Below are 20,661 nucleotides of genomic sequence, written 5' to 3'. Positions count from 1 at the left end.
GGAGTGTTGCATGTCGTTGTCCACCGGGCTGATCGCCGCCGTCGCCCTGGCCTATATGGCCATCATGTTCGCCATCGCCTTCTACGGCGACCGTCGCAGCACGCCGTTGCCGCCGCGAGTGCGCGCGTGGGTCTACAGCCTGTCGCTGGCGGTTTATTGCACCAGTTGGACATTTTTCGGCGCGGTCGGCCAGGCGGCTGAACAGCTGTGGTCATTCCTGCCGATTTACCTCGGGCCGATATTGCTGTTGGTCGGGGCGCCGTGGGTCTTGCAGAAAATGGTGATGATCAGCAAACAGGAGAACATCACCTCCATCGCTGACTTCATTGCTGCGCGCTACGGCAAATCGCAATCGCTGGCGGTCGTCGTCGCGCTGATCTGCCTGGTCGGCGTCCTCCCCTACATCGCTCTGCAACTCAAGGGCATCGTCCTCGGTGTGAACCTGTTGATCGGTGCTGGTGCCGATGCAATGGGCACTCGCGCCCAGGACACCGCATTGATCGTGTCACTGGTGCTGGCGCTGTTCACCATCGTCTTCGGCACGCGCAACCTCGACGCCACCGAGCACCACCGCGGCATGGTGCTGGCGATTGCCTTTGAATCGCTGGTCAAGCTGTTCGCCTTTCTCGCCGTCGGCGCGTTCGTCACCTACGGCCTCTACGACGGTTTCGACGACCTGTTCAATCAAGCCATGCTCGCCCCGCGCCTCGAGGAATACTGGAAAGAAACCATTAATTGGCCGTCGATGGTAGTACAGACCGGCGTCGCGATGATGGCGATCATCTGCCTGCCACGGCAGTTTCACGTCACGGTGGTCGAGAACATTGATCCGCAGGATCTGCGCCTGGCCAAATGGGTGTTCCCCGCGTACCTCGCGCTGGCGGCACTGTTTGTAGTCCCGATCGCTTTGGCCGGTCAGATGCTGCTGCCGAGCGACGTATTGCCCGACTCGTTCGTGATCAGCCTGCCTCTGGCTCAGGCCCATCCGGCGTTGGCGATGCTGGCGTTTATCGGCGGCGCGTCGGCGGCCACCGGTATGGTCATTGTCGCGAGTGTGGCGCTGTCGACCATGGTTTCCAACGACATGCTGTTGCCGTGGCTGCTGCGACGCAATAACGCCGAGCGCCCGTTTGAGGTGTTCCGCCAGTGGATGCTGTCGGTGCGCCGCGTGAGCATTGTGGTGATTCTGTTGCTGGCGTACGTCAGCTATCGCCTGCTCGGTTCGACGGCGAGCCTGGCGACCATCGGCCAGATTGCCTTCGCCGCCGTGACCCAACTGGCGCCGGCCATGCTCGGCGCGCTGTACTGGAAACAGGCCAACCGGCGCGGCGTGTTCGCCGGTCTCGCCGCCGGCACTTTCCTGTGGTTTTACACGCTGGTTTTGCCGATTGCCGCCCACAGCCTCGGCTGGTCGCTGAACAGTTTCCCGGGGTTGGCGTGGCTGCACAGTAACCCGCTGAACCTGCCAATCAGCCCGCTGACCCAAGGCGTGGTGTTGTCACTGGCCGGCAATTTCACGCTGTTTGCCTGGGTTTCGGTGCTGTCGCGCACGCGGGTGTCGGAGCACTGGCAGGCTGGGCGATTCATCGGTCAGGAGATCAGCGCCCGACCCAGTGCGCGGTCGATGCTGTCGGTGCAAGTCGACGATCTGCTGCAACTGGCGGCGCGGTTTGTCGGTGAGGAGCGTGCTCGCCAGAGCTTTATTCGATTCGCCTACCGCCAAGGCAAGGCTTTCAACCCGAACCAGAACGCCGACGGCGAATGGATCGCCCATACCGAGCGCTTGCTGGCCGGTGTCCTGGGCGCTTCTTCGACGCGAGCGGTGGTAAAAGCCGCGATCGAAGGTCGGGAAATGCAGTTGGAGGACGTAGTCCGAATCGCTGACGAAGCCTCGGAAGTCCTGCAATTCAACCGCGCTCTGCTCCAAGGCGCGATTGAAAACATCACCCAAGGCATCAGCGTGGTCGACCAGTCGCTGAAGCTTGTCGCCTGGAATCGACGTTACCTGGAGTTGTTCAACTACCCGGACGGTTTGATCAGCGTCGGCAGGCCAATCGCCGACATCATTCGCTACAACGCCGAGCGCGGGTTGTGTGGTCCCGGCGAGGCGGAAGTGCATGTCGCGCGTCGTTTGCACTGGATGCGTCAGGGCCGCGCGCACACCTCCGAACGGCTGTTCCCCAACGGCCGGGTGATTGAGCTGATCGGCAATCCGATGCCCGGTGGCGGCTTCGTCATGAGTTTCACCGACATCACCGCGTTCCGTGAAGCCGAACAGGCGCTGACCGAGGCCAACGAAGGCCTGGAACAACGGGTCAGCGAGCGAACCCAGGAACTGTCGCAACTCAACGTCGCGCTGACCGAAGCCAAGGGCACCGCCGAAACCGCCAACCAATCGAAAACCCGCTTTCTCGCAGCGGTCAGCCATGACTTGATGCAGCCGTTGAACGCCGCGCGACTGTTCTCCGCCGCCCTCTCCCACCAAGACGACGGATTGAGCAGCGAGGCGCAGAAACTGGTGCAGCATCTCGACAGTTCGTTACGCTCGGCCGAGGACCTGATCAGTGATCTGCTGGACATTTCCCGCCTGGAAAACGGCAAGATCAATCCCGATCGCAAGTCCTTTGCGGTGAACGAACTGTTCGACATTCTCGGCGCCGAGTTCAAGGCGCTGGCCCAGGAGCAAGGTTTGACCTTCCGTGTGCGTGGCAGCCACATGCGCATCGACAGCGACATCAAGTTGCTGCGGCGGATTCTGCAAAACTTCCTGACCAACGCTTTCCGCTATGCCAAAGGCCCGGTATTGCTCGGTGTACGGCGGCGCGGCGGGAAGTTGTGCCTGGAAGTATGGGATCGCGGACCGGGCATTCCGGAAGACAAGCAACAGGTGATATTCGAGGAATTCAAACGTCTCGACAGCCATCAGACGCGCGCCGAAAAAGGCCTGGGGCTTGGGCTGGCAATCGCTGATGGCCTGTGCCGCGTACTCGGGCATACCCTGCGCGTGCGCTCGTGGCCGGGGCGCGGCAGTGTGTTCAGCGTTACGGTGCCGTATGCGCGTACGCAAACCATACCGGCCATTGCCTCTGTGGAATTGAACGGCAAACTGCAGAACGGCGCACAAGTACTGTGCATCGACAATGAAGACAGCATTCTGATCGGCATGAACAGCCTGTTAAGCCGCTGGGGCTGCCAGGTCTGGACGGCGCGCAATCGCGAGGAATGCGAGGCGTTGCTCAGTGACGGAGTGCGGCCGCAACTGGCGCTGGTCGACTATCACCTGGATCACGGCGATACCGGCACCGAGTTGATGGCGTGGCTGCGCACGCGTCTCGGCGAGCCGGTGCCGGGCGTGGTGATCAGCGCCGACGGGCGCCCGGAGATGATTGCGCAGGTGCATGCAGCGGGGCTGGATTATCTGGCCAAACCGGTGAAACCGGCGGCGTTGCGGGCGTTGTTGAGTCGGTATCTGCCGCTGTAAACGTACGACTTGGGTGTTGTAGCGATACCGCTGCCGTCCTCGCAAGCAAGCTCGCTCCCACAATGTTCAGGTGATTCATGTGGGAGCGAGCCTGCTCGCGAAGCTTTTCAGACTATTCCGGCAACTCAACCAACCCATCAACATCTGTCATCGCCCGCTCCAGCAGATCCGCCGGCAAGCTTTTGCTCGCCCGTGCGCCCAACAGTTTGAGTTGCTCACTGCGGCTGACCAGGTTGCCGCGCCCTTCTGTCAGTTTGTTGCGCGCCGAGCTGTAGGCTTTGTCCAGTTGTTGCAGACGATTGCCGACTTCGTCCAGATCCTGAATGAACAGCACGAACTTGTCGTAAAGCCACCCGGCGCGCTCGGCGATTTCCCGCGCGTTCTGGCTCTGACGCTCTTGCTTCCACAGGCTGTCAATAACGCGCAATGTCGCCAGCAATGTGGTTGGGCTGACGATCACGATGTTGCGGTCGAACGCCTCCTGAAACAGCGATGGTTCGGCCTGCAATGCCGCCGAAAACGCGGCTTCGATCGGCACGAAGAGCAAAACGAAATCGAGGCTGTGCAGGCCTTCCAGGCGTTTGTAATCCTTGCCGGCGAGGCCTTTGACATGGTTGCGCAGAGACAGTACGTGCTGCTTGATCGCGATCTGTCCGAGCGTGTCGTCCTCGGCCGCGACGTATTGCTGATACGCCGTGAGACTGACCTTGGAGTCGACCACCACCTGTTTGTCGCCTGGCAGATAAATGACCACGTCTGGCTGGAAACGCTCACCATCCGGGCCTTTGAGATTGACCTGCGTCTGGTACTCGCGCCCCTTCTCCAGGCCTGCGTGTTCCAGCACGCGTTCGAGAATCAACTCGCCCCAATTGCCTTGGGTTTTCTGGCCTTTAAGGGCACGGGTCAGGTTCGTGGCTTCGTCACTCAAACGCAGATTGAGCGCTTGCAGACGCTCCAGCTCCTTGGCCAGCGAAAAGCGTTCGCGGGCCTCGGCCTGGTAACTTTCTTCCACACGTTTTTCGAAGGATTGAATGCGTTCTTTCAACGGATCGAGCAACTGACCGAGGCGTTGTTGGCTGGTTTCGGCAAAGCGCTGTTCACGCTCGTCGAAGATCTTGCCCGCCAGCTCGGCGAACTGCGCCCGCAATTCATCACGCGAACCCTGCAGATCATCGAGGCGCTGTTGATGGCTCTCCTGCTGCTCGCGCAGTTCGGCGTTCAGCGAAGCCGCCTGCGCGTCGAGACGGCGCAGTTCGGCTTCCTTGTTGGCGCGCTCAAGGTTCCAGGCGTGGGAGGCGTCACGGGCGTCGTCACGTTCTATCTGCAACAGCTCGACTTCGCGGCGCAGGGCTGCCAGTTCTGCTTGCTTGGCAGCGTTGGCCTGACCGAGGTCGGCGATTTCATCGCGACCGGCATCCAGTTGCGCGTTGAGCCCGTCCTGCGCCAGTTGCGCCATGGCCAACCGCTCTTCCAGCAACGCCACCTGCGCTTGCCCGTTGCTTGCCCGACGTTGCAGTTGCCAGGCCAAAGCCAACAACGGCAGCCCAGCGCCTGCGAGACCGAGCAATACGCTGGTCAAGTCCATAGCCATAGCGACTCCTGCCGATCGGTTAAAGCCTGAAGGGTAACCAAGGTGTCAGAACTTGGACAGCTCAGTCTTCGAGCAGGCCGAGTTCCACTTGGGCACGATGATCGCCAGCGCGAGCAGCCTGACGCAGCAGATCCTGACCGATGCGGCGATCGCGTGCATTACCACACTCACGGCACATCAACTGGCCGAGGCGGCTTTGCGCGGCAACCACACCTTCGCGCGCCGGTTGCTTGAGCAGGCGGCCGGCAAGGTGCTTGGCGTTGTGGCTTTCGCTCAGGCGCGGGCTGTCGAGCAGCCATTCGGCCACGCGCACGGAAAATCGCTTGGGCGGGATAACAGGAGGGGGTTGTGAGGTAACAGGGTCTGATACTGAGCGAAACTTCATAAAGCACTGTGGGACAGATCGGAAGGCGCGCCACTCTACTCTCTTTTTCTTACAGGTAAAGTCGAAATAAAACCCGGCACGCCCGTCCTAGAGCAAGCGCTCGGGACAATCCACAGAAGCTGTGGATAAGTCAGTGGACAACCGTCCTCCAACCCTCGCAAAGCCTTATGGAATGGGGCCCGCAGTCAAACTGACGATTTTTTCACCAACAAAAAAAAGCGATGTTTTTCATTGACTTAAACTTTCGATACAGGCAGCCATCAGGGTCAGGTTTGATATGACAGTGCCGTTACAGCCTGTGCAACTAATGTGCACAAGTACCTGTTACCCGGTTATATCGGTGCGCTTTTTCGGGTCGTTTTGCGCTTCGGGCTGGGGATAAGCGGCGTCTCGGTGGGAACCGCGCACGGTTTTGTGGCGACGAGTGGTCAACCTGACGTTTCATTTGTTATCTGATTACCGCCCCCGCGAGGACGATCGCCCCCACAATCGGCTGCGTTTTCTTGTAGAACACAACTTTTTTGGCGCAGGGTTTGCTTTACCAATTTCGATCCGTTACTATCCGCGGCGTTAGTACCAAGCTGAAAGTCAATTCCGGTCGAACAATCCCCACGGTACGCCTTCCAACAAGAAGCCCTCACCGAAAAAAAGCGGATACGACCCCTCGATGGTTTCCAGGTAAATCTTGCGACGACACAGCCTTTGAATGATGCAAAGGGTGTTGCGAAGACCGATTACTCTGACCGAACCAACCTGCAAATTGATCAGGATCTTCACCCCGGGCCCAGAACCTTTGCCCTTGATGTGTTGCCTGTCCTCCTAAGTACCTACCTGCCAGCCCAAGCGCGCCAAATTATCAGCGCTTCAAACTGGCTGCTTTGTTCCAGTCGGGTTCTTCGTTCGACCAATGGTGGTCGACGTTACTGGAACGTTTTAACGTTGCACGGTTCTTATCCGTGTCATTTGTAGGAACACCTAATAACTATGTCGACTCAAATCCATACTCAGGACGCCATTCGCGCCCTAACCAACGCTTTTGCTCCAATGAACTGCCTGATCATGGCCGCTCGCAAAGGCTGCTTCAGTTTCACACTGGTCAACGAACACGGGATCGCCCGCCACAGCGAGCGTCTGTATCCCGATCAGTACTCCAGCGCCGAACCGCTGCAGGCTGTTATTGATCGAACGCGTCAGGCACTGGTTGCCTGAGAGCCGAAAAGGCTGCAACAAACGAAGCCCCGCTTAAAACGCGGGGCTTTTTATTGCCTGATGTTTCACTTTTGAGCCTTGGCGCTTAAGCACCATCGGATATAACGGTTATAACGTGCAGCCGGAAATATTTTAAAAACAGTCCTTTACGTCGCGAATATGACACTACACTTCAACTCAAGCGGCGTTGTCCGCTTCCGGCGAGCCTGAACCGATCCAGCGCTGCCAAGGCCCCTTTCAGGTGTCGCCGCCCAATAACAAGATCGAGGGCTTTATGGGTATCGCTGCCAGCGAACTGTGCCGCTACGTGATTCGCCCCACGCTGATTTATCTGGGCCGTCACTGCGCCACCGCCGAATCACTGTTGCTGGGCATCGCCGCCAGCCAGTCAGCCCTCGGCTCCGCCCTGCATGACCGCCGTGGACACGGCCTCTACCGCATTGCCGAGCATCGCCATCAAGCACTCTGGGATGACTATCTGGCGCTTGATCCGGAACGTGCCAGCCTCGTTCGCGGACTGGCCAGCCAACACGCATTTCTCAGCGGACCGCACCTGGAATTGACCGTCAATCTGCGTTACGCCACAGCTATCGCCTGGCTGCTGGTGGAAGAACAAAACCCCACCCTCCCCGACCCGAACGACTTGCTCGGTATGGCGCGAATCTGGCGTCAGACCTTCCAGCCTCAAGGTCGTCTGCGCGATTTCACCTGCGCCTGGCAGACTTGTGTTTCACCGCTGAATCAGGTCGCTTGCTGACCGTCCAGTTCCGCAAGATCCTGTAACAGGTCGCGAATTTGGTCGGATTGTCCTACAAAACCGCTCTAAATCAAGGCATTCAGGCTATAGCGCTGAGACGAAAATGTTGGTAATTTTCGCCCCGGTGATCACCAGGAGTTCTAATAATGAAAAAAGTAATGCTCAAAACCACCCTTAGCCTTGCCGTTACCTTGGCATCCACGCAGATTTTCGCCGCTGGCTTTGCCATCAACGAACACAGCATTAGCGGGATGGGGACTGGGTACGCCGGGCGATCTTCTTCTGCCGATGACGCAAGCACTGTTTATGGCAACCCTGCCGGCATGTCGCGCATCAAGCGCGAACAAATCACCGGTGGCGCTGCATTCCTCGACGCATCGACCGATATCAGCAACGCCAGCTCCAGCCCGAATGGCGGGAGCAACAAAGGCGACATGGTGCCCTTCACCGCCGTACCTATGGGCTACTACGTCAAGCCAATCGACGATCACTGGGCATTCGGTTTCGGCGTTTACGTGCCGTTCGGCCTGATCACCGACTACGAAAACAACTTCGCCGGCCGTTACTTCGGCAGCAAGTCGGAAGTGCAAGTCATCACCTTCCAGCCGACCATCAGCTACGCCTTCAACGACAAGGTGTCGATCGGTTTCGGCCCGACCATCAACCGCATCGACGGCAAGCTGGAATCCAACCTGTCAATCACCCCGGCCTTCCCCGATGGCAAGGTCAAGATCAAGGGTGACGACACCGCGCTGGGCTACAACATCGGTGTATTGGTACAAGCGACCGACTCCACCCGCGTGGGTCTGACTTACCACTCGAAAGTCGACTACAAGCTCGAAGGCGACACCAAGGTCAACTACGGCGTACTGGGCCTGGCCGGTCTGAGCTCCAGCCAGAAGTACGACGCGTCGCTGAAGATCACCACACCTGAGTCGGTGGATCTGTCCGTCACTCAAGCGATCAACGATCAGTGGACTGTTTACGCCGGTTCGACTTTTACCCGCTGGAGCCAGCTGGATAAAATCACCGTCGAGAACTCCGGCGTTCAGCCTGCACTGGCCGGTCAGTTCGGCGAAATCAACGAAGACCAGAACTGGCACGACTCCTGGGCGTACGCGATCGGTACTTCGTACCAGTTGAACAAGGAATGGGTGCTGCGCACCGGTCTGACCTTCGACCAGTCGCCGACCAACAACGTCGACCGTTCGCCACGCATCCCGACTGGCGACCGGACCATCTTCAGCGTCGGTGCCGGCTGGAGCCCGACCGAAGACCTGACCATCGACGTCGCCTATTCGTACCTGAAGGAAGAGTCGGTCAACGTTCGTAACGAAAATAATCGTGGCCAGACTTACAACGCCAAGTATGAAAACTCGGCAAACGGCTTCGGCGTCGGCGCTACCTACCGCTTCTGATGCTATCGGGCGGGGCTAACCCCTCGCCCACTAAAAAGCCCCGCTCTCTTTGCAGAAGGCGGGGCTTTTTTATGCCTGGCTCGTTAACTCTGAGCCTTAGGGTTTCAGCGGTTTCGAGGCGATAGCTTTTTCGATCGCCGCAATAAACTCCGGATCATCCGGTTTGGTCAGGCTGGAGAAGTTGGCGATCACCTTGCCTTGGCGATCCACTACATATTTGTAGAAATTCCACTTCGGCGCGCTGCTCTGAGCGGCCAACACCTGGAACATATGCGTGGCATCATCGCCGCGGACTTTCTGCGGCTCGGTCATGGCAAACGTCACGCCGTAGTTGGCGTAGCAGACCTTGGCGGTCTCGACGCTGTCCTTGGACTCCTGCTTGAAGTCATTGGAAGGCACGCCGAGCATTTCCAGCCCCTGCGCCTTGTAGCGTTGATTGAGCGCCTCAAGGCCTTCGAATTGCGGCGCAAAACCGCAGAAGCTGGCGGTGTTGATCACCACCAGCGGTTTGTCCGCGTACTGTTTGCACAGATCGATGGATTCCTTGGCGCGCAACTTGGGCAGCGAGCCTTGCAACAATTCCGGACAGTCAGCGGCCTGGGCCAGGCCAGTCAACCCCATCAGCAACACGGGAACAGCACACCAGCGCATCAGCATGTCGAGCATCCTTGAGCAGTCATCAGCCTTCGAAGTTACTCGCCAAGCACGTCTCTAGCAAATGCTCATGCCCAACTGCATCAAGGCAAGGCCGCCCTGCTGCCAGCCCCACCACACCAGCGCCAACAATGCAGCAGCCAGTGCGGTAATGACGATTCGCGGCCAGAGACGGCTCATGCGACGCTCACACGAGGTTGCAGACGTTCGACCGGACGCTCGCGCACCGGCCAGTTCAACGCCGCCGCCAGCAGACTCAGAAGCACCGCCACTTGCCAGATCAAGTCATAACTCCCGGTACGGTCATACACCACCCCGCCCAGCCAGCCGCCGAGGAACGAACCGAGCTGATGGAACAGGAACACAATACCTCCGAGCATGGACAGATTTCGTACGCCGAACAAGGTCGCCACCGTGCCGTTGGTCAATGGCACCGTCGACAGCCACAGGAAGCCCATCGCCATGCCGAACAGATAGGCCGTCGTGGTCGTCACCGGCAGCCACAGGAACAGCACGATCACCACCGCCCTCATCAAATACAGCGCCGTCAGCAAACGCGGTTTGGACATACGTCCACCCAACCATCCGGCCGTGTATGTGCCGAAGATATTGAACAACCCGATCAACGCCAGCACCGTAGTGCCGACGGTGGCCGGCAGATGTTGATCGACCAGATACGCCGGCAAATGCACGCCGATAAACACCACCTGAAACCCGCAGACGAAGAAACCGAGCGCCAACAGCCAGAATCCGGAATGCGAACAGGCTTCGCGAAGGGCTTCGGACAGCGTCTGCTCATGGCCCAGTACCGGCAGCGGCTTGTCCTTGAGCATGCTCACCAGCGGCACAATCATCGCCACCAACAGGCCCAACACGAGCAATGCGGCCGACCAGCCGAGCCAACCAATCAGTCCGAGCGTGCCCGGCAACATGGCGAACTGCCCGAACGACCCGGCGGCACTGGCGATGCCCATGCCCATGCTGCGTTTCTCCGGCGGCACGGCCCGCCCGACCACGCCGAGGATCACCGAAAACGAAGTGCCGGACAGGCCGATACCGATCAGCAACCCAGCGCTCAATGACAACGTCATCGCCGAGTCGGACAAGCCCATGCACACCAGACCCACGGCATAGAGCACCCCGCCAACCAGCACTACTTTTGCCGCGCCAAAACGGTCGGCCAGCGCGCCGGTGAACGGCTGCGCCAGACCCCAGATCAAATTCTGCAAGGCAATGGCGAAGGCGAATACCTCACGCCCCCAGCCGAACTGCGCACTCATCGGTGAAAGGAACAGGCCAAAGCCGTGTCGCACGCCCAATGACAACGCCAGGATCAGCGCACTTCCCAGCAACACCCAACCGCACGTACGCCACATCGATGTCATTATTATTCTCCAGTCGCGGGTATATACCCGCTTGAGCCCGAACGAACTGGCATCAAGCCAGTTCGTCGAGCAATTTCAGCAAGGTTTCACGCTTCTCGGCGCCCAGACGATCAATCAATCGCTGTTGCGCCGCTTCCCAGGCCGGCAAGGCTGCTGCCAGACGTTGCGCACCGGTTTCGGTGAGACAGACGATGCGATTGCGCATGTCTTCGCCCTCAGCCAGCGCCACCAGCCCTTCGCCTTCCAGCACCCGCAGATTGCGCCCGAGGGTGCTGCGATCCAGGCCCATGGCTTCGGCGAGTTCGGAAATGCTCGGCTGATCCAGACGCTGCAGATTGCACAGCAAAGAATACTGGGCAACGTTGATCCCGAAGCCGTCGAGAGCGCCGTCGTAATGCCTGCTGACGCCACGAGCGGCGCGACGCAGGTTGGTGCACAAACACTGAGAAGGAAGCATGATGCGTGTATATACCCGCGACTGTGTTAAATCAAGTTATAGATCAAAAGATCGCAGCCTTCGGCAGCTCCTACATTGGGATGCCTACCCTGTAGGAGCTGCCGAAGGCTGCGATCTTTTGACGTTAAAGCAGCACGATTCCAACCAGCACCGCCATCTCCAGCAATTCCAGCAGCGCCCCGGCGGTATCTCCGGTCGTGCCGCTTAACCGCCGCATCATCACATGCCGCAGCCAGATAAATACGCCGACCGCCACCAGCAGCGCAATAATCGCCTGGGACCCGGCAATCGCCACGCAGGCTAGCGCGCTACCGCCCAGCACCCACCATCCCGCCTTGCGCGGCAGATGATCGGCCAGTGCCTGCCCCAACCCACCCTTGCGCACGTACGGCGTGGTCAGAAACAACCCCAGCAACGCCGCGCGCCCAAGCAGCGGCGCTATGATCAGCACCAGACCTTGCTGCTGCTCGATCAGCGCCAGCAACGCGGCAAACTTGAGCAGCAACACCAGCACCAGCGTCACCACCGCAATCGGCCCGCTGCGCGGATCTTTCATGATCGTCAGCGTACGCTCGCGATCACCGAAACCGCCGAGCCAGGCATCGGCGCTGTCCGCCAGGCCATCAAGGTGCAATGCGCCGCTGAGCAATACCCAAATCGTCAACAGCAATGCCGCATGCAACAGCAGCGGCGCGCCCGCCAATGCCAGGTTCAGCCCCCAAAGAATCACCCCGAACAGCAATCCCACCAGCGGATAGAACAGCAGTGAACGCCCCAGTTGCCCGGGCTCCGGCATCCCCGGCAGACGAATCGGCAGACTGCTGAGAAATTGCAGAGCGATCCACAGCGGCAACATGTCAGCGACCTTCCTTGAGTGAACCATCGGCTTCAACACTCAGCGAAAACAGCGCACCGTGCGCCACTTCGACGTTGAGCAATTGCTCACGCGGCAATCCCCGCGCCTGCGCCAGCAACAAACGCATGACACCGCCATGACTGACCAGCAACACGCGCTCGCCAGCGTACGCTGCTTGCAGCCGTGCGACGGCCGTCAGTACTCGCGAAGAAAAATCGCTGACCGGCTCACCCTGCGGTGGCGTAAACGCATACGGATCGGCCCAGAACAGCCCTAACGCTTCGGCATCCGTCTCCATCAGCGCCGCCGCGCTCTGCCCCTCCCACGCGCCGAAATGCAGTTCTTGCAGATCCTTTTCCAGATGCACCGGCAGATTCAGCTGCTCACCCAACTCTGCGGCAAACCGCGCACAGCGCTGCAACGGCGAGCTGACCAAGCGATCCCACGGCCCCCCTTCGAGCACCGCTTCGCGCATCTGTGCCCAACCCTTTTCGGTGAGCGCATCGTCGAGGCTGCCGCGCAAACCACCGCCGAGTTCGGTTTCACCATGGCGCAGCAGATCAAGTCGCAAGGTCATGCCGGACGATCCGCCACCGCCGCTTCCGCGAACGTTGCCATCTGCCCGTGCAGATCACACGCCAAACGCAACAACGGCACCGCCAACGCCGCACCACTGCCCTCGCCCAGGCGCAGGCCCAGTTCGAGCAAAGGTTCGGCGCTCAGGGTTTCCAGCACATGACGATGGCCCGGCTCGGCCCCGCGATGGCCGAACAGCAGCCACTCGCGACAGGCAGGATTCAAACGCACCGCCACCAGCGCAGCGACTGTGCAGATAAAGCCGTCGACCAATACCGCGATACCTTCCTGCGCACAGGCCAGATACGCGCCGACCAGCGCGGCGATTTCGAAACCGCCCACGTTGAACAGCGCCTGCAATGCATCACCGCGCTGGGCCGCGTGCAGGGCCAGGGCGCGCTCGATCACTTGCGCTTTATGGCTGACGCCTTCGGCGTTCAGGCCAGTACCCGGGCCGGTCAGATGCATCACCGGGCAATCGAGCAAGGCACAGGCCAGGGCACTTGCCGCAGTGGTGTTGCCGATGCCCATTTCCCCGCCGATGAACAGCTGAGTGCCAGCAGCTTTCGCCCGCAGCGCGCTGTCGCGACCAGCCTGTAACGCCAATTCGCCCTGGGCCTGAGTCATCGCCGCGCCCTTGGCGAAATTTGCCGTGCCCGGGCCGATGTTCAAGTGGCGCACGCCCGGCAGGTTCAGCGACGGCGTCACCGTGCCCAGATCCACCACTTCCAGCTGCGCATTGAGTTGACGCGCGAGCACGCTGATCGCCGCGCCACCGCTGACGAAGTTGAGCAACATCTGCCCGGTGACTTCCTGCGGAAATGCCGACACGCCTTCAGCGACCACACCGTGGTCACCGGCAAAAATCGCAATCCAGACCTGCGCAAGCGTCGGTTTGACCTGCCCTTGCAGGCCGGCCAGTTGCACCGCCACCGACTCAAGACGCCCCAGCGAACCGGCCGGTTTGGTCAGTTGCTGTTGCCGTGCCGCCGCTTGTTCAACGATATCGGCATGCACCGCTTTACACGGATTGAGCCACCAGGCTTGAGTCATAACGCAGGTCCTTTCAGGGTCAGGGGCAGGCCGGCGACGGTCAACACGACACGCTGACAGCGCTCAGCCAGGGCTTGATGCAGCCAACCGGCTTCATCGACGTAGCGGCGAGTCAATTCGCCCAGCGGCACGACACCCATTCCGGTCTCGTTGCTGACAAAAATGATTTCGCCCGGCAGTGACGCCAGGCAGTCCAGCAGGGCCTCGCGTTCGGCGGCGAGGCGCGTGGCGTCTTCGAGCATCAGCAGATTGGTCAGCCACAGCGTCAGGCAATCGACCAGCAGGCAGCGCTCGGCGCTGGCGTTTTCACGCAAGATGCGGGCGAGTTCCAGCGGCTCTTCGATGAGTGCCCATTCGACAGGACGGCGCGCGCGGTGATGGGCGACACGCTCGCTCATTTCACCGTCCAGCGGCTGGCTGGTGGCGATGTAGGTGACGGCCAACGCGCTGTCAGTCGCGAGTTTTTCGGCGAGGCGACTTTTGCCGGAGCGGGCGCCGCCGAGGATCAGCTGAAGCATGGAGACATCCTGAAAATTATCTGTTGAGGCAACCGGCCCCGTCGCTGGCGGCCAGCTAACACAGTGATCGCGTTAGCCGGATCACCTCAGCCCCCTGTGGGAGCTGGCTTGCCAGCGATGGGGCCATGACATTCACCCTGGATCCCACAGAGTTGCCGCAACAACCCGGTATCCAGATGCTTCTCCACCAGATCCGCCAAGCGCTCGATATCGCGCTCACGCAACCCGTGGTAATCCACCGTTTGCACATCGCTCAACCCGGCCCAACGCAGCAACGCCGAACTGGCTGCCGGCGATTCGAACAAGCCATGCAGATAGGTGCCGAACACCTGACCATCAGCACTCTGCGCACCGTCACAACGACCATCATCCAACCGTACCGCCGCGTTCTCCAGCGCCGGCCCGGTGGTCACACCGGCATGAATTTCGTAGCCGCTGACTTCGGCATCTTCCAGCGCCAGACGACCGCGCACATTGCGCAATTGCTTCTCGGCTTCGAGCTGCGTTTCGAAGGCCAGTAAACCCAAACCGGCACTGGAACCGGGCGCGCCCTCAAGACCCAGCGGATCGTGCACTTGCTCGCCGAGCATTTGCAGACCGCCGCAAATACCCAGCACTTTGCCGCCATAACGCAAATGGCGACTGATCGCTGTGTCCCAGCCATTGGCCCGCAGATAGGCCAGATCACTGCGTACGCTTTTCGAGCCCGGCAGAATGATCAGATCGGCCGGCGGAATCGCCTGTCCCGGGCCGACAAAATGCAGATCGACCTGTGGATGCAAACGCAGCGGATCGAAATCGGTGTGGTTGCTGATGCGCGGCAGCACCGGCACCACGACTTTCAGTACGTGTTCGGCCTTGTCGGTCTGACGCTGATCGATGCCGTCCTCGGCCTCAAGATGCAGATCCATCACGTACGGCAACACGCCCACCACCGGTTTGCCAGTGCGCTGTTCCAGCCAGTCGAGGCCCGGTTGCAGCAACGCAATGTCGCCGCGAAAACGGTTGATGATGAAGCCTTTGACCCGCGCCTGTTCGCTCGGCGACAGCAGCTCCAGCGTACCGACCAAATGGGCAAAAACTCCGCCGCGATTGATGTCGGCAATCAGCAGCACCGGGCAATCCACGGCCTCGGCAAAACCCATGTTGGCGATGTCGCCGGCGCGCAGGTTGATCTCCGCTGGCGAGCCTGCGCCTTCGACCATCACCAACGGATACGCGGCGCTGAGGCGATCGTGGGAGGCCAGCACGGCTTGCATCGCGATGGCTTTGTAGTCGTGATAGGCGACGGCGTTCATGCTGGTGACGGCGCGGCCATGGATGATCACTTGCGCGCCGGTGTCGCTGTTCGGCTTGAGCAGCACCGGGTTCATGTCGGTGTGCGGTTCAAGATTCGCCGCTTGCGCCTGCACCGCTTGCGCGCGACCGATCTCGCCGCCATCAGCCGTCACCGCGCTGTTGAGCGCCATGTTCTGCGGTTTGAACGGCACCACTGCTACACCCTGACGGGTGGCCCAGCGGCAGAGTGCCGTCACCAGTGTGCTTTTACCGGCGTCGGAAGTGGTGCCCTGCACCATCAGGGTTGTCATTGGGTTTCCTTGGCGAACGCTTGCAGCGCTTGTTCGAGGCGCGCCTCTTCAGCGGCATCGGCAGGCAGGCCGAAACGCAAACTGCTGTTGTGCGTGAAGAGGCGCAGGAGGATGCCGCGTCGGGCCATGAATTCGTACAGCGCTTGCGCCTGATCGGTGATCAACCATTGAAACAGCGCGCAACCGCCCTGGGGGTTGAAGCCGTATCGCGCCAGCAACACAGCCAGCCGCTCACTCGCCTCATCGCTGCGTATCCGCTGGCGTGCATGAACTTCGGTGTCTTGCAGACAGGCCTGGGCGAGCACCCGGGTCGGCCCGCTGACCGCCCACGGCCCGACCTGTTCGGCGAGCAGTTTAAGAAATTTGCGCTCGGCCAGCACAAAGCCCAGTCGCACCCCGGCCAGACCGAAGAACTTGCCAAACGAACGCAATACGACCAGACCCACCAAATGCGTGTGCGCGGCCAGACTCAATTGTGGCGTGTTGTCCATGAACGCTTCATCGACCACCAGCCAGCCACCGCGCTGCGCCAGCCGCGCATGCCAGTCGAGCAAACGCGCCGGGGTCAGGCTCAGGCCCGTGGGATTGTTCGGGTTGACCACCACCAGTACGTCGAGGTTGTCGATAAAGAACTCGACTTCCTGCTCCAGCACTTCGCGCACGATGTAACCGCTGCGGCGCCACGCCTCGGCGTGCTCGGCATAACACGGCGACAACACGCCGACCTTGCCGGCCCGGCGCAAACGCGGCAGCAACTGAATGGCCATTTGCGAACCGGCCACCGGCAACACCTGCGCCGCACCGTAGTAATCACACGCCGCCTGCTCCAGACCATCGTCGGTTTCCGGCAAGCGTGCCCAGGCGCGCAGCGGAATATCCGGGATCGGGAACGGCCATGGCGCCAGACCGCTGGAAAGATCCAGCCAATCAGCCTCGGCGATGCCGTGATCGAGTGCAGCCTTGCGCAGTCGGCCACCGTGCTCAAGCATAGAATTCAGCTCCCACGCAAAGAATCAGCAGCCATAACCATACCCCGCGCTGGACCAATTGCCAGCCACGGTCGATGGAATCGGCATCGGCAGGTGTGCCCTCGCCGAGTTGCGGACGCTCATGCAGTTCGCCGTGATAGATCGCCGGGCCGCCCAGTTCCACGCCCAGCGCGCCCGCGCCTGCCGCCATTACCGGGCCGGCGTTGGGGCTGTCCCATTTTGGCGCCTGTGTACGCCAGCACTTGAGGGCCAGTCGGGTTTTGCCCAGCAGCGCGTAGGTCAACGCCACGAGGCGCGCGGGAATGTAGTTGAGGACGTCGTCGATTTTTGCCGCACACCAGCCAAATCGTTCGAAACGTTCGTTGCGATAACCCCACATCGCATCAAGCGTATTGCTCAAGCGATAGAGCACCACGCCCGGCGCGCCGGCCACGGCAAACCAGAACAATGCGGCAAACACCGCATCGCTGCCATTCTCCAGCACCGATTCGGTAGCAGCACGGGCAACCGCAGTGCTGTCGAGTTCGCTGGTCTGGCGGCTGACCAGATAGCCGACACGCTTGCGCGCCTCATCCAGATCATCGGCGCGCAACGCCTTGGCCACCGGCTCGACGTGCTCGCCGAGGCTGCGCATGCCGAGGGCGCAATACAGCGCGAGTATCTCGACGATCCAGCCAACATAAGGCGCCCAGGAAAACGCGGTGGCGAGCAACGTCAGCGGTAACACCGCGATTACCCACGCGGTGACGCCATGACTGCGCCAGCCACGGCCACCGGCGTTGAAACGTTGCTCGATGCGCCCGGCAAAGTTGCCGAACGCCACCAGCGGATGCCAGCGTTTCGGTTCACCCAGCAGCGCATCCAGCGCCACTGCGGCGACACTCAACAACGCCACACTCATTGACTCACTCCCCAATAATTTTCATACAGCAACTCATTGAGCGGACGCGCCTGCGCCCACCCCTCAAGCACCAGCATCGGCGCCGGATAGAATTCCTTGACCGGGCCCAGACACAACACCGCGAGTGGCTTGGCGCCTTCCGGCAGTTTCAACAGATCGGCCAGCGCCTGGGGCTCGAACAGCGAGACCCAGCCCATGCCCAGACCTTCGGCGCGGGACGCCAGCCACAGGTTCTGGATCGCACAGGACAGTGACGCCATGTCCATTTCCGGCAGTGTGCGGCGACCGAAGATGTGTTTTTCGCGATCGTCCATCAATGCGGCGACCAGCACTTCCGCGCAATCATTGATGCCTTCGACCTTGAGTGTCATGAACTCATCGCTGCGCTCGCCGAGGGCAACAGCGGTACGGATGCGTTCTTCTTCCACCAGGTTCTGGATCTGCCCGCGCAAGGCTCGGTCGCTGATGCGAATGAAGCGCCAGGGCTGCATCAGGCCGACGCTCGGGGCCTGATGCGCGGCTTCGAGCAAGCGCCGCAACAGTTCCGGCGCGACGCTGCCACCGGTGAAGTGGCGCATGTCACGGCGCTCGGCGATAGCTTTGTAGACCGCTGCGCGTTCGGCTTCGGAGAATGCGTTGTCTGTCATGGCCCCATCGCTGGCAAGCCAGCTCCCACAGGGGATGGCGTTTCTTCAGGCATTTCACCACCCACTGTGGAAGCTGGCTCGCCAGTTACCCCATGGGATTGCGATTCTTCAGGCACTCCGCCGCTCCCTTTTGGAGCTGACTTGCCAGTTACCCCATGGGATTGCGAATCTTCAGGCACTACACCGCCCACTGTGGGAGCTGGCTTGCCAGCGATGGCGGCCTCAAGTTGAGGCGCAAACAGTGCTGCGATAGCCGCAGGGTTCGACGGAAAGTAGAAGTGCACATAAGAAGCGGTCATTCGCCCATCGCGATAAACCGCCTCCGCCCCACGCCCGCCATTCGGGCTAAGGCCGCGAGCAATCGGGGTCAATTCAGTCGTCGTCAGGGAATGATGATAAGTGTGCCCACGCAGTGAGCCCTCCGGCAGATCAACCGCTTGCAGCGCCAACGCCGCCAGACGTTTTTGCATCACCGCATCGCCGCTCAGCAAACCGACCAGTTCGGCGCGGGTGCCTTCGATATCAGTCAGCGAATCGAGCAGATAAAGCATGCCGCCACACTCGGCCAGCAATGGTTTGCCCGCCGCATGGTGCGCGCGGATCGCGTCGAGCATCGCGGTGTTCTGCGACAACGCCACGTGGTGCAATTCCGGGTAGCCGCCCGGCAGATACAGACTGTCCGCCTCAGGCAATTGCGTGTCGCGGATCGGCGAGAAGAAACTCAACTCGGCGCCCATCGCCCGCAGCAAATCGAGGCTGGCGCCGTAGGTGAAGGCAAACGCCTCATCATGGGCGATAGCGATTCGCAGACCTTGCAATAACGGTTCGGCAACGATCACTTCCGGCGCCGCGAACTCCACGGCCGGTGGCAGCGCTACCTCGCAACTGCTGGCAAGCGCTTGGGCGGCGGCGTCGAGGCGAACATCCAGGTCGTTCAGTTCGCTGGCCTGCACCAGACCCAGATGACGGCTCGGCAGCTCGATCCCGGTCTCGCGGGACAGCGCGCCGTACCAACGCAAACCCTCGGTGAGGCTGCCTTCAAGCAGTTGCGCATGACGCAAGGTACCCACGCGATTGGCCAGCACGCCCGCAAACGGCAAGTCCGGCTGATAACGCGCAAGGCCCAGCGCCAATGCGCCAAACGTCTGCGCCATCGCGGTGCCGTCGATCACGCCCAGCACCGGTACACCGAAATGCCGCGCCAGGTCAGCGCTCGACGGTGTGCCGTCAAACAGTCCCATCACGCCTTCGATCAAAATCAGATCGGCTTCGCCGGCGGCTTCCCACAACAGGCGACGACTTTCCTGCTCGCCGACCATCCACATATCGAGTTGATAAACCGGCGCACCGCTGGCGCGCTCGAGGATCATCGGGTCGAGGAAGTCCGGGCCGCATTTGAACACGCGCACCTTGCGCCCCTGATTGCGATGCAAACGAGCGAGCGCGGCAGTAACGGTGGTCTTGCCCTGACCGGAGGCCGGCGCGGCGATCAATACCGCCGGGCAGTGACGTGGCTGATTCAAAGTTCGACGCCCTTCTGCGCTTTGATGCCAGCCTGAAAGGCGTGTTTTAGCATGCCCATTTCGGTGACCGTGTCTCCCATCTCGATCATTTCCGGCTTCGCCCCGCGACCGGTGACGATCACATGCTGCATCGGCGGACGCGCCTGCAAATCGCTCAGCACCTGATCGAGATCGAGGTAGCCGTGCTTGAGGGCGATGTTCAATTCATCGAGCACCACCAGACCGATCGCCGGATCACGCAGCAACTCGCGCGACACCGCCCACGCAGCTTCGGCGGCAGCGATGTCGCGCTGGCGATCCTGAGTCTCCCAGGTGAAGCCCTCGCCCATCACGTGAAAACGCACCTGCTCTGGAAAGCGGCGGAAGAACAGCTCTTCACCGGTGCTGTTGCGACCCTTGATGAACTGCACCACGCCGCACTGCATGCCGTGGCCCATGGCGCGGGCGAGCATGCCGAACGCCGAGCTGCTTTTGCCTTTGCCGTTACCGGTCAGCACCAGCACCAGGCCGCACTCGTCGGGGGAGTTGGCGATGCGTTCATCGATCACGGCTTTTTTGCGCTGCATACGCGCCAGGTGGCGTTCGTCACGCTCGGGGGAATCAGTCATGGGGGAGCTCTCCGTTGAGGCTGGATAACGGCGGGCAGGCACAAGAATAGACGGCAAAAAGCCT

General features: G+C 60.8%; 20 protein-coding genes. 4 read left to right on the top strand and 16 right to left on the bottom strand.

Annotation, left to right across the window (positions count from 1 at the left end; genetic code table 11):
* Positions 1–10: 10 nt before the first annotated feature.
* Positions 11–3,481 (top strand): PAS domain-containing hybrid sensor histidine kinase/response regulator, encoded by a 3,471-nt coding sequence (locus AB4P97_RS04010; protein WP_261736972.1) that lies wholly within the window; start codon positions 11–13, stop codon positions 3,479–3,481.
* A gap of 112 nt (positions 3,482–3,593) precedes the next feature.
* Here the strand turns inward: AB4P97_RS04010 and rmuC are convergent, their stop codons facing one another.
* Together rmuC and AB4P97_RS04000 are read right to left on the bottom strand one after the other, a co-directional pair.
* Positions 3,594–4,958, bottom strand: a complete 1,365-nt coding sequence (gene rmuC, locus AB4P97_RS04005; RefSeq protein WP_162184597.1) for a DNA recombination protein RmuC — start codon at positions 4,956–4,958, stop codon at positions 3,594–3,596.
* Between the two features lie 175 nt (positions 4,959–5,133).
* On the bottom strand, positions 5,134–5,457 hold the full coding sequence (locus AB4P97_RS04000) for a sel1 repeat family protein (RefSeq protein WP_047300324.1): 324 nt from the start codon (positions 5,455–5,457) through the stop codon (positions 5,134–5,136).
* A gap of 984 nt (positions 5,458–6,441) precedes the next feature.
* On the opposite strand from AB4P97_RS04000, the gene AB4P97_RS03995 reads away from it, so the two are divergent.
* The 3 genes from AB4P97_RS03995 (at position 6,442) to AB4P97_RS03985 (ending at position 8,841) form a co-directional block, all read left to right on the top strand.
* The gene (locus AB4P97_RS03995; protein WP_042558329.1) at positions 6,442–6,666 is read left to right on the top strand and encodes a hypothetical protein; all 225 of its coding nucleotides are present in this window, start codon (positions 6,442–6,444) and stop codon (positions 6,664–6,666) included.
* Positions 6,667–6,940: 274 nt separating this feature from the next.
* Positions 6,941–7,423, top strand: a complete 483-nt coding sequence (locus AB4P97_RS03990; RefSeq protein ID WP_042558328.1) for a hypothetical protein — start codon at positions 6,941–6,943, stop codon at positions 7,421–7,423.
* 146 nt (positions 7,424–7,569) lie between these two features.
* Complete coding sequence (locus AB4P97_RS03985; RefSeq protein ID WP_042558327.1) at positions 7,570–8,841, top strand: OmpP1/FadL family transporter; 1,272 nt, start codon at positions 7,570–7,572, stop codon at positions 8,839–8,841.
* Positions 8,842–8,937: 96 nt separating this feature from the next.
* Here AB4P97_RS03985 and AB4P97_RS03980 read toward each other — a convergent pair whose 3' ends face one another.
* The 14 genes from AB4P97_RS03980 to cobO form a co-directional block, all read right to left on the bottom strand.
* Complete coding sequence (locus AB4P97_RS03980) at positions 8,938–9,498, bottom strand: glutathione peroxidase (protein WP_042558326.1); 561 nt, start codon at positions 9,496–9,498, stop codon at positions 8,938–8,940.
* Between the two features lie 54 nt (positions 9,499–9,552).
* A complete protein-coding gene (locus AB4P97_RS03975; protein ID WP_267910631.1) occupies positions 9,553–9,675 on the bottom strand; it encodes a hypothetical protein in 123 nt (40 codons plus the stop codon).
* Positions 9,672–10,880 (bottom strand): MFS transporter, encoded by a 1,209-nt coding sequence (locus AB4P97_RS03970; protein ID WP_042558325.1) that lies wholly within the window; start codon positions 10,878–10,880, stop codon positions 9,672–9,674. Before AB4P97_RS03970 ends, AB4P97_RS03975 begins: the two co-directional genes overlap by 4 nt.
* Positions 10,881–10,932: 52 nt before the next feature.
* On the bottom strand, positions 10,933–11,337 hold the full coding sequence (locus AB4P97_RS03965) for a MarR family winged helix-turn-helix transcriptional regulator (RefSeq protein ID WP_042558324.1): 405 nt from the start codon (positions 11,335–11,337) through the stop codon (positions 10,933–10,935).
* A 124-nt stretch (positions 11,338–11,461) separates the two neighbouring features.
* Complete coding sequence (locus tag AB4P97_RS03960; protein ID WP_042558323.1) at positions 11,462–12,193, bottom strand: adenosylcobinamide-GDP ribazoletransferase; 732 nt, start codon at positions 12,191–12,193, stop codon at positions 11,462–11,464.
* 1 nt (position 12,194) lies between these two features.
* Positions 12,195–12,770 (bottom strand): alpha-ribazole phosphatase family protein, encoded by a 576-nt coding sequence (cobC, locus tag AB4P97_RS03955; protein ID WP_042558322.1) that lies wholly within the window; start codon positions 12,768–12,770, stop codon positions 12,195–12,197.
* Positions 12,767–13,822, bottom strand: a complete 1,056-nt coding sequence (cobT, locus tag AB4P97_RS03950; RefSeq protein WP_395602090.1) for a nicotinate-nucleotide--dimethylbenzimidazole phosphoribosyltransferase — start codon at positions 13,820–13,822, stop codon at positions 12,767–12,769. The genes cobC and cobT overlap by 4 nt, the downstream gene beginning before the upstream one ends.
* The gene (cobU, locus tag AB4P97_RS03945; RefSeq protein WP_047300318.1) at positions 13,819–14,340 is read right to left on the bottom strand and encodes a bifunctional adenosylcobinamide kinase/adenosylcobinamide-phosphate guanylyltransferase; all 522 of its coding nucleotides are present in this window, start codon (positions 14,338–14,340) and stop codon (positions 13,819–13,821) included. The genes cobT and cobU overlap by 4 nt, the downstream gene beginning before the upstream one ends.
* A gap of 86 nt (positions 14,341–14,426) precedes the next feature.
* Positions 14,427–15,929, bottom strand: coding sequence for a cobyric acid synthase (locus AB4P97_RS03940; RefSeq protein ID WP_047300317.1), 1,503 nt, complete (start codon positions 15,927–15,929; stop codon positions 14,427–14,429).
* Entirely contained in the window at positions 15,926–16,918 is a 993-nt protein-coding gene (gene cobD, locus AB4P97_RS03935) for a threonine-phosphate decarboxylase CobD (protein ID WP_042558318.1), read from the bottom strand. The genes AB4P97_RS03940 and cobD overlap by 4 nt, the downstream gene beginning before the upstream one ends.
* Entirely contained in the window at positions 16,911–17,819 is a 909-nt protein-coding gene (gene cbiB / locus AB4P97_RS03930) for an adenosylcobinamide-phosphate synthase CbiB (RefSeq protein WP_042558317.1), read from the bottom strand. Before cbiB ends, cobD begins: the two co-directional genes overlap by 8 nt.
* Positions 17,816–18,466 carry a 5,6-dimethylbenzimidazole synthase gene (gene bluB, locus AB4P97_RS03925; RefSeq protein WP_042558316.1) on the bottom strand — a complete coding sequence of 217 codons (651 nt, stop codon included), beginning with the start codon at positions 18,464–18,466 and terminating at the stop codon, positions 17,816–17,818. The genes cbiB and bluB overlap by 4 nt, the downstream gene beginning before the upstream one ends.
* Positions 18,463–19,989, bottom strand: a complete 1,527-nt coding sequence (locus tag AB4P97_RS03920) for a cobyrinate a,c-diamide synthase (RefSeq protein ID WP_395602089.1) — start codon at positions 19,987–19,989, stop codon at positions 18,463–18,465. Before AB4P97_RS03920 ends, bluB begins: the two co-directional genes overlap by 4 nt.
* Complete coding sequence (gene cobO, locus AB4P97_RS03915; protein ID WP_042558315.1) at positions 19,986–20,597, bottom strand: cob(I)yrinic acid a,c-diamide adenosyltransferase; 612 nt, start codon at positions 20,595–20,597, stop codon at positions 19,986–19,988. The genes AB4P97_RS03920 and cobO overlap by 4 nt, the downstream gene beginning before the upstream one ends.
* Positions 20,598–20,661: the final 64 nt, after the last annotated feature.

The organism is Pseudomonas sp. A1230, from assembly GCF_044218825.1.
GTDB classification, from domain to species: Bacteria; Pseudomonadota; Gammaproteobacteria; order Pseudomonadales; family Pseudomonadaceae; genus Aquipseudomonas; species Aquipseudomonas iridis.
The sequence above is the reverse complement of the archived record's forward strand: the minus strand, read 5'-3'. Positions and strand labels throughout refer to the sequence as shown.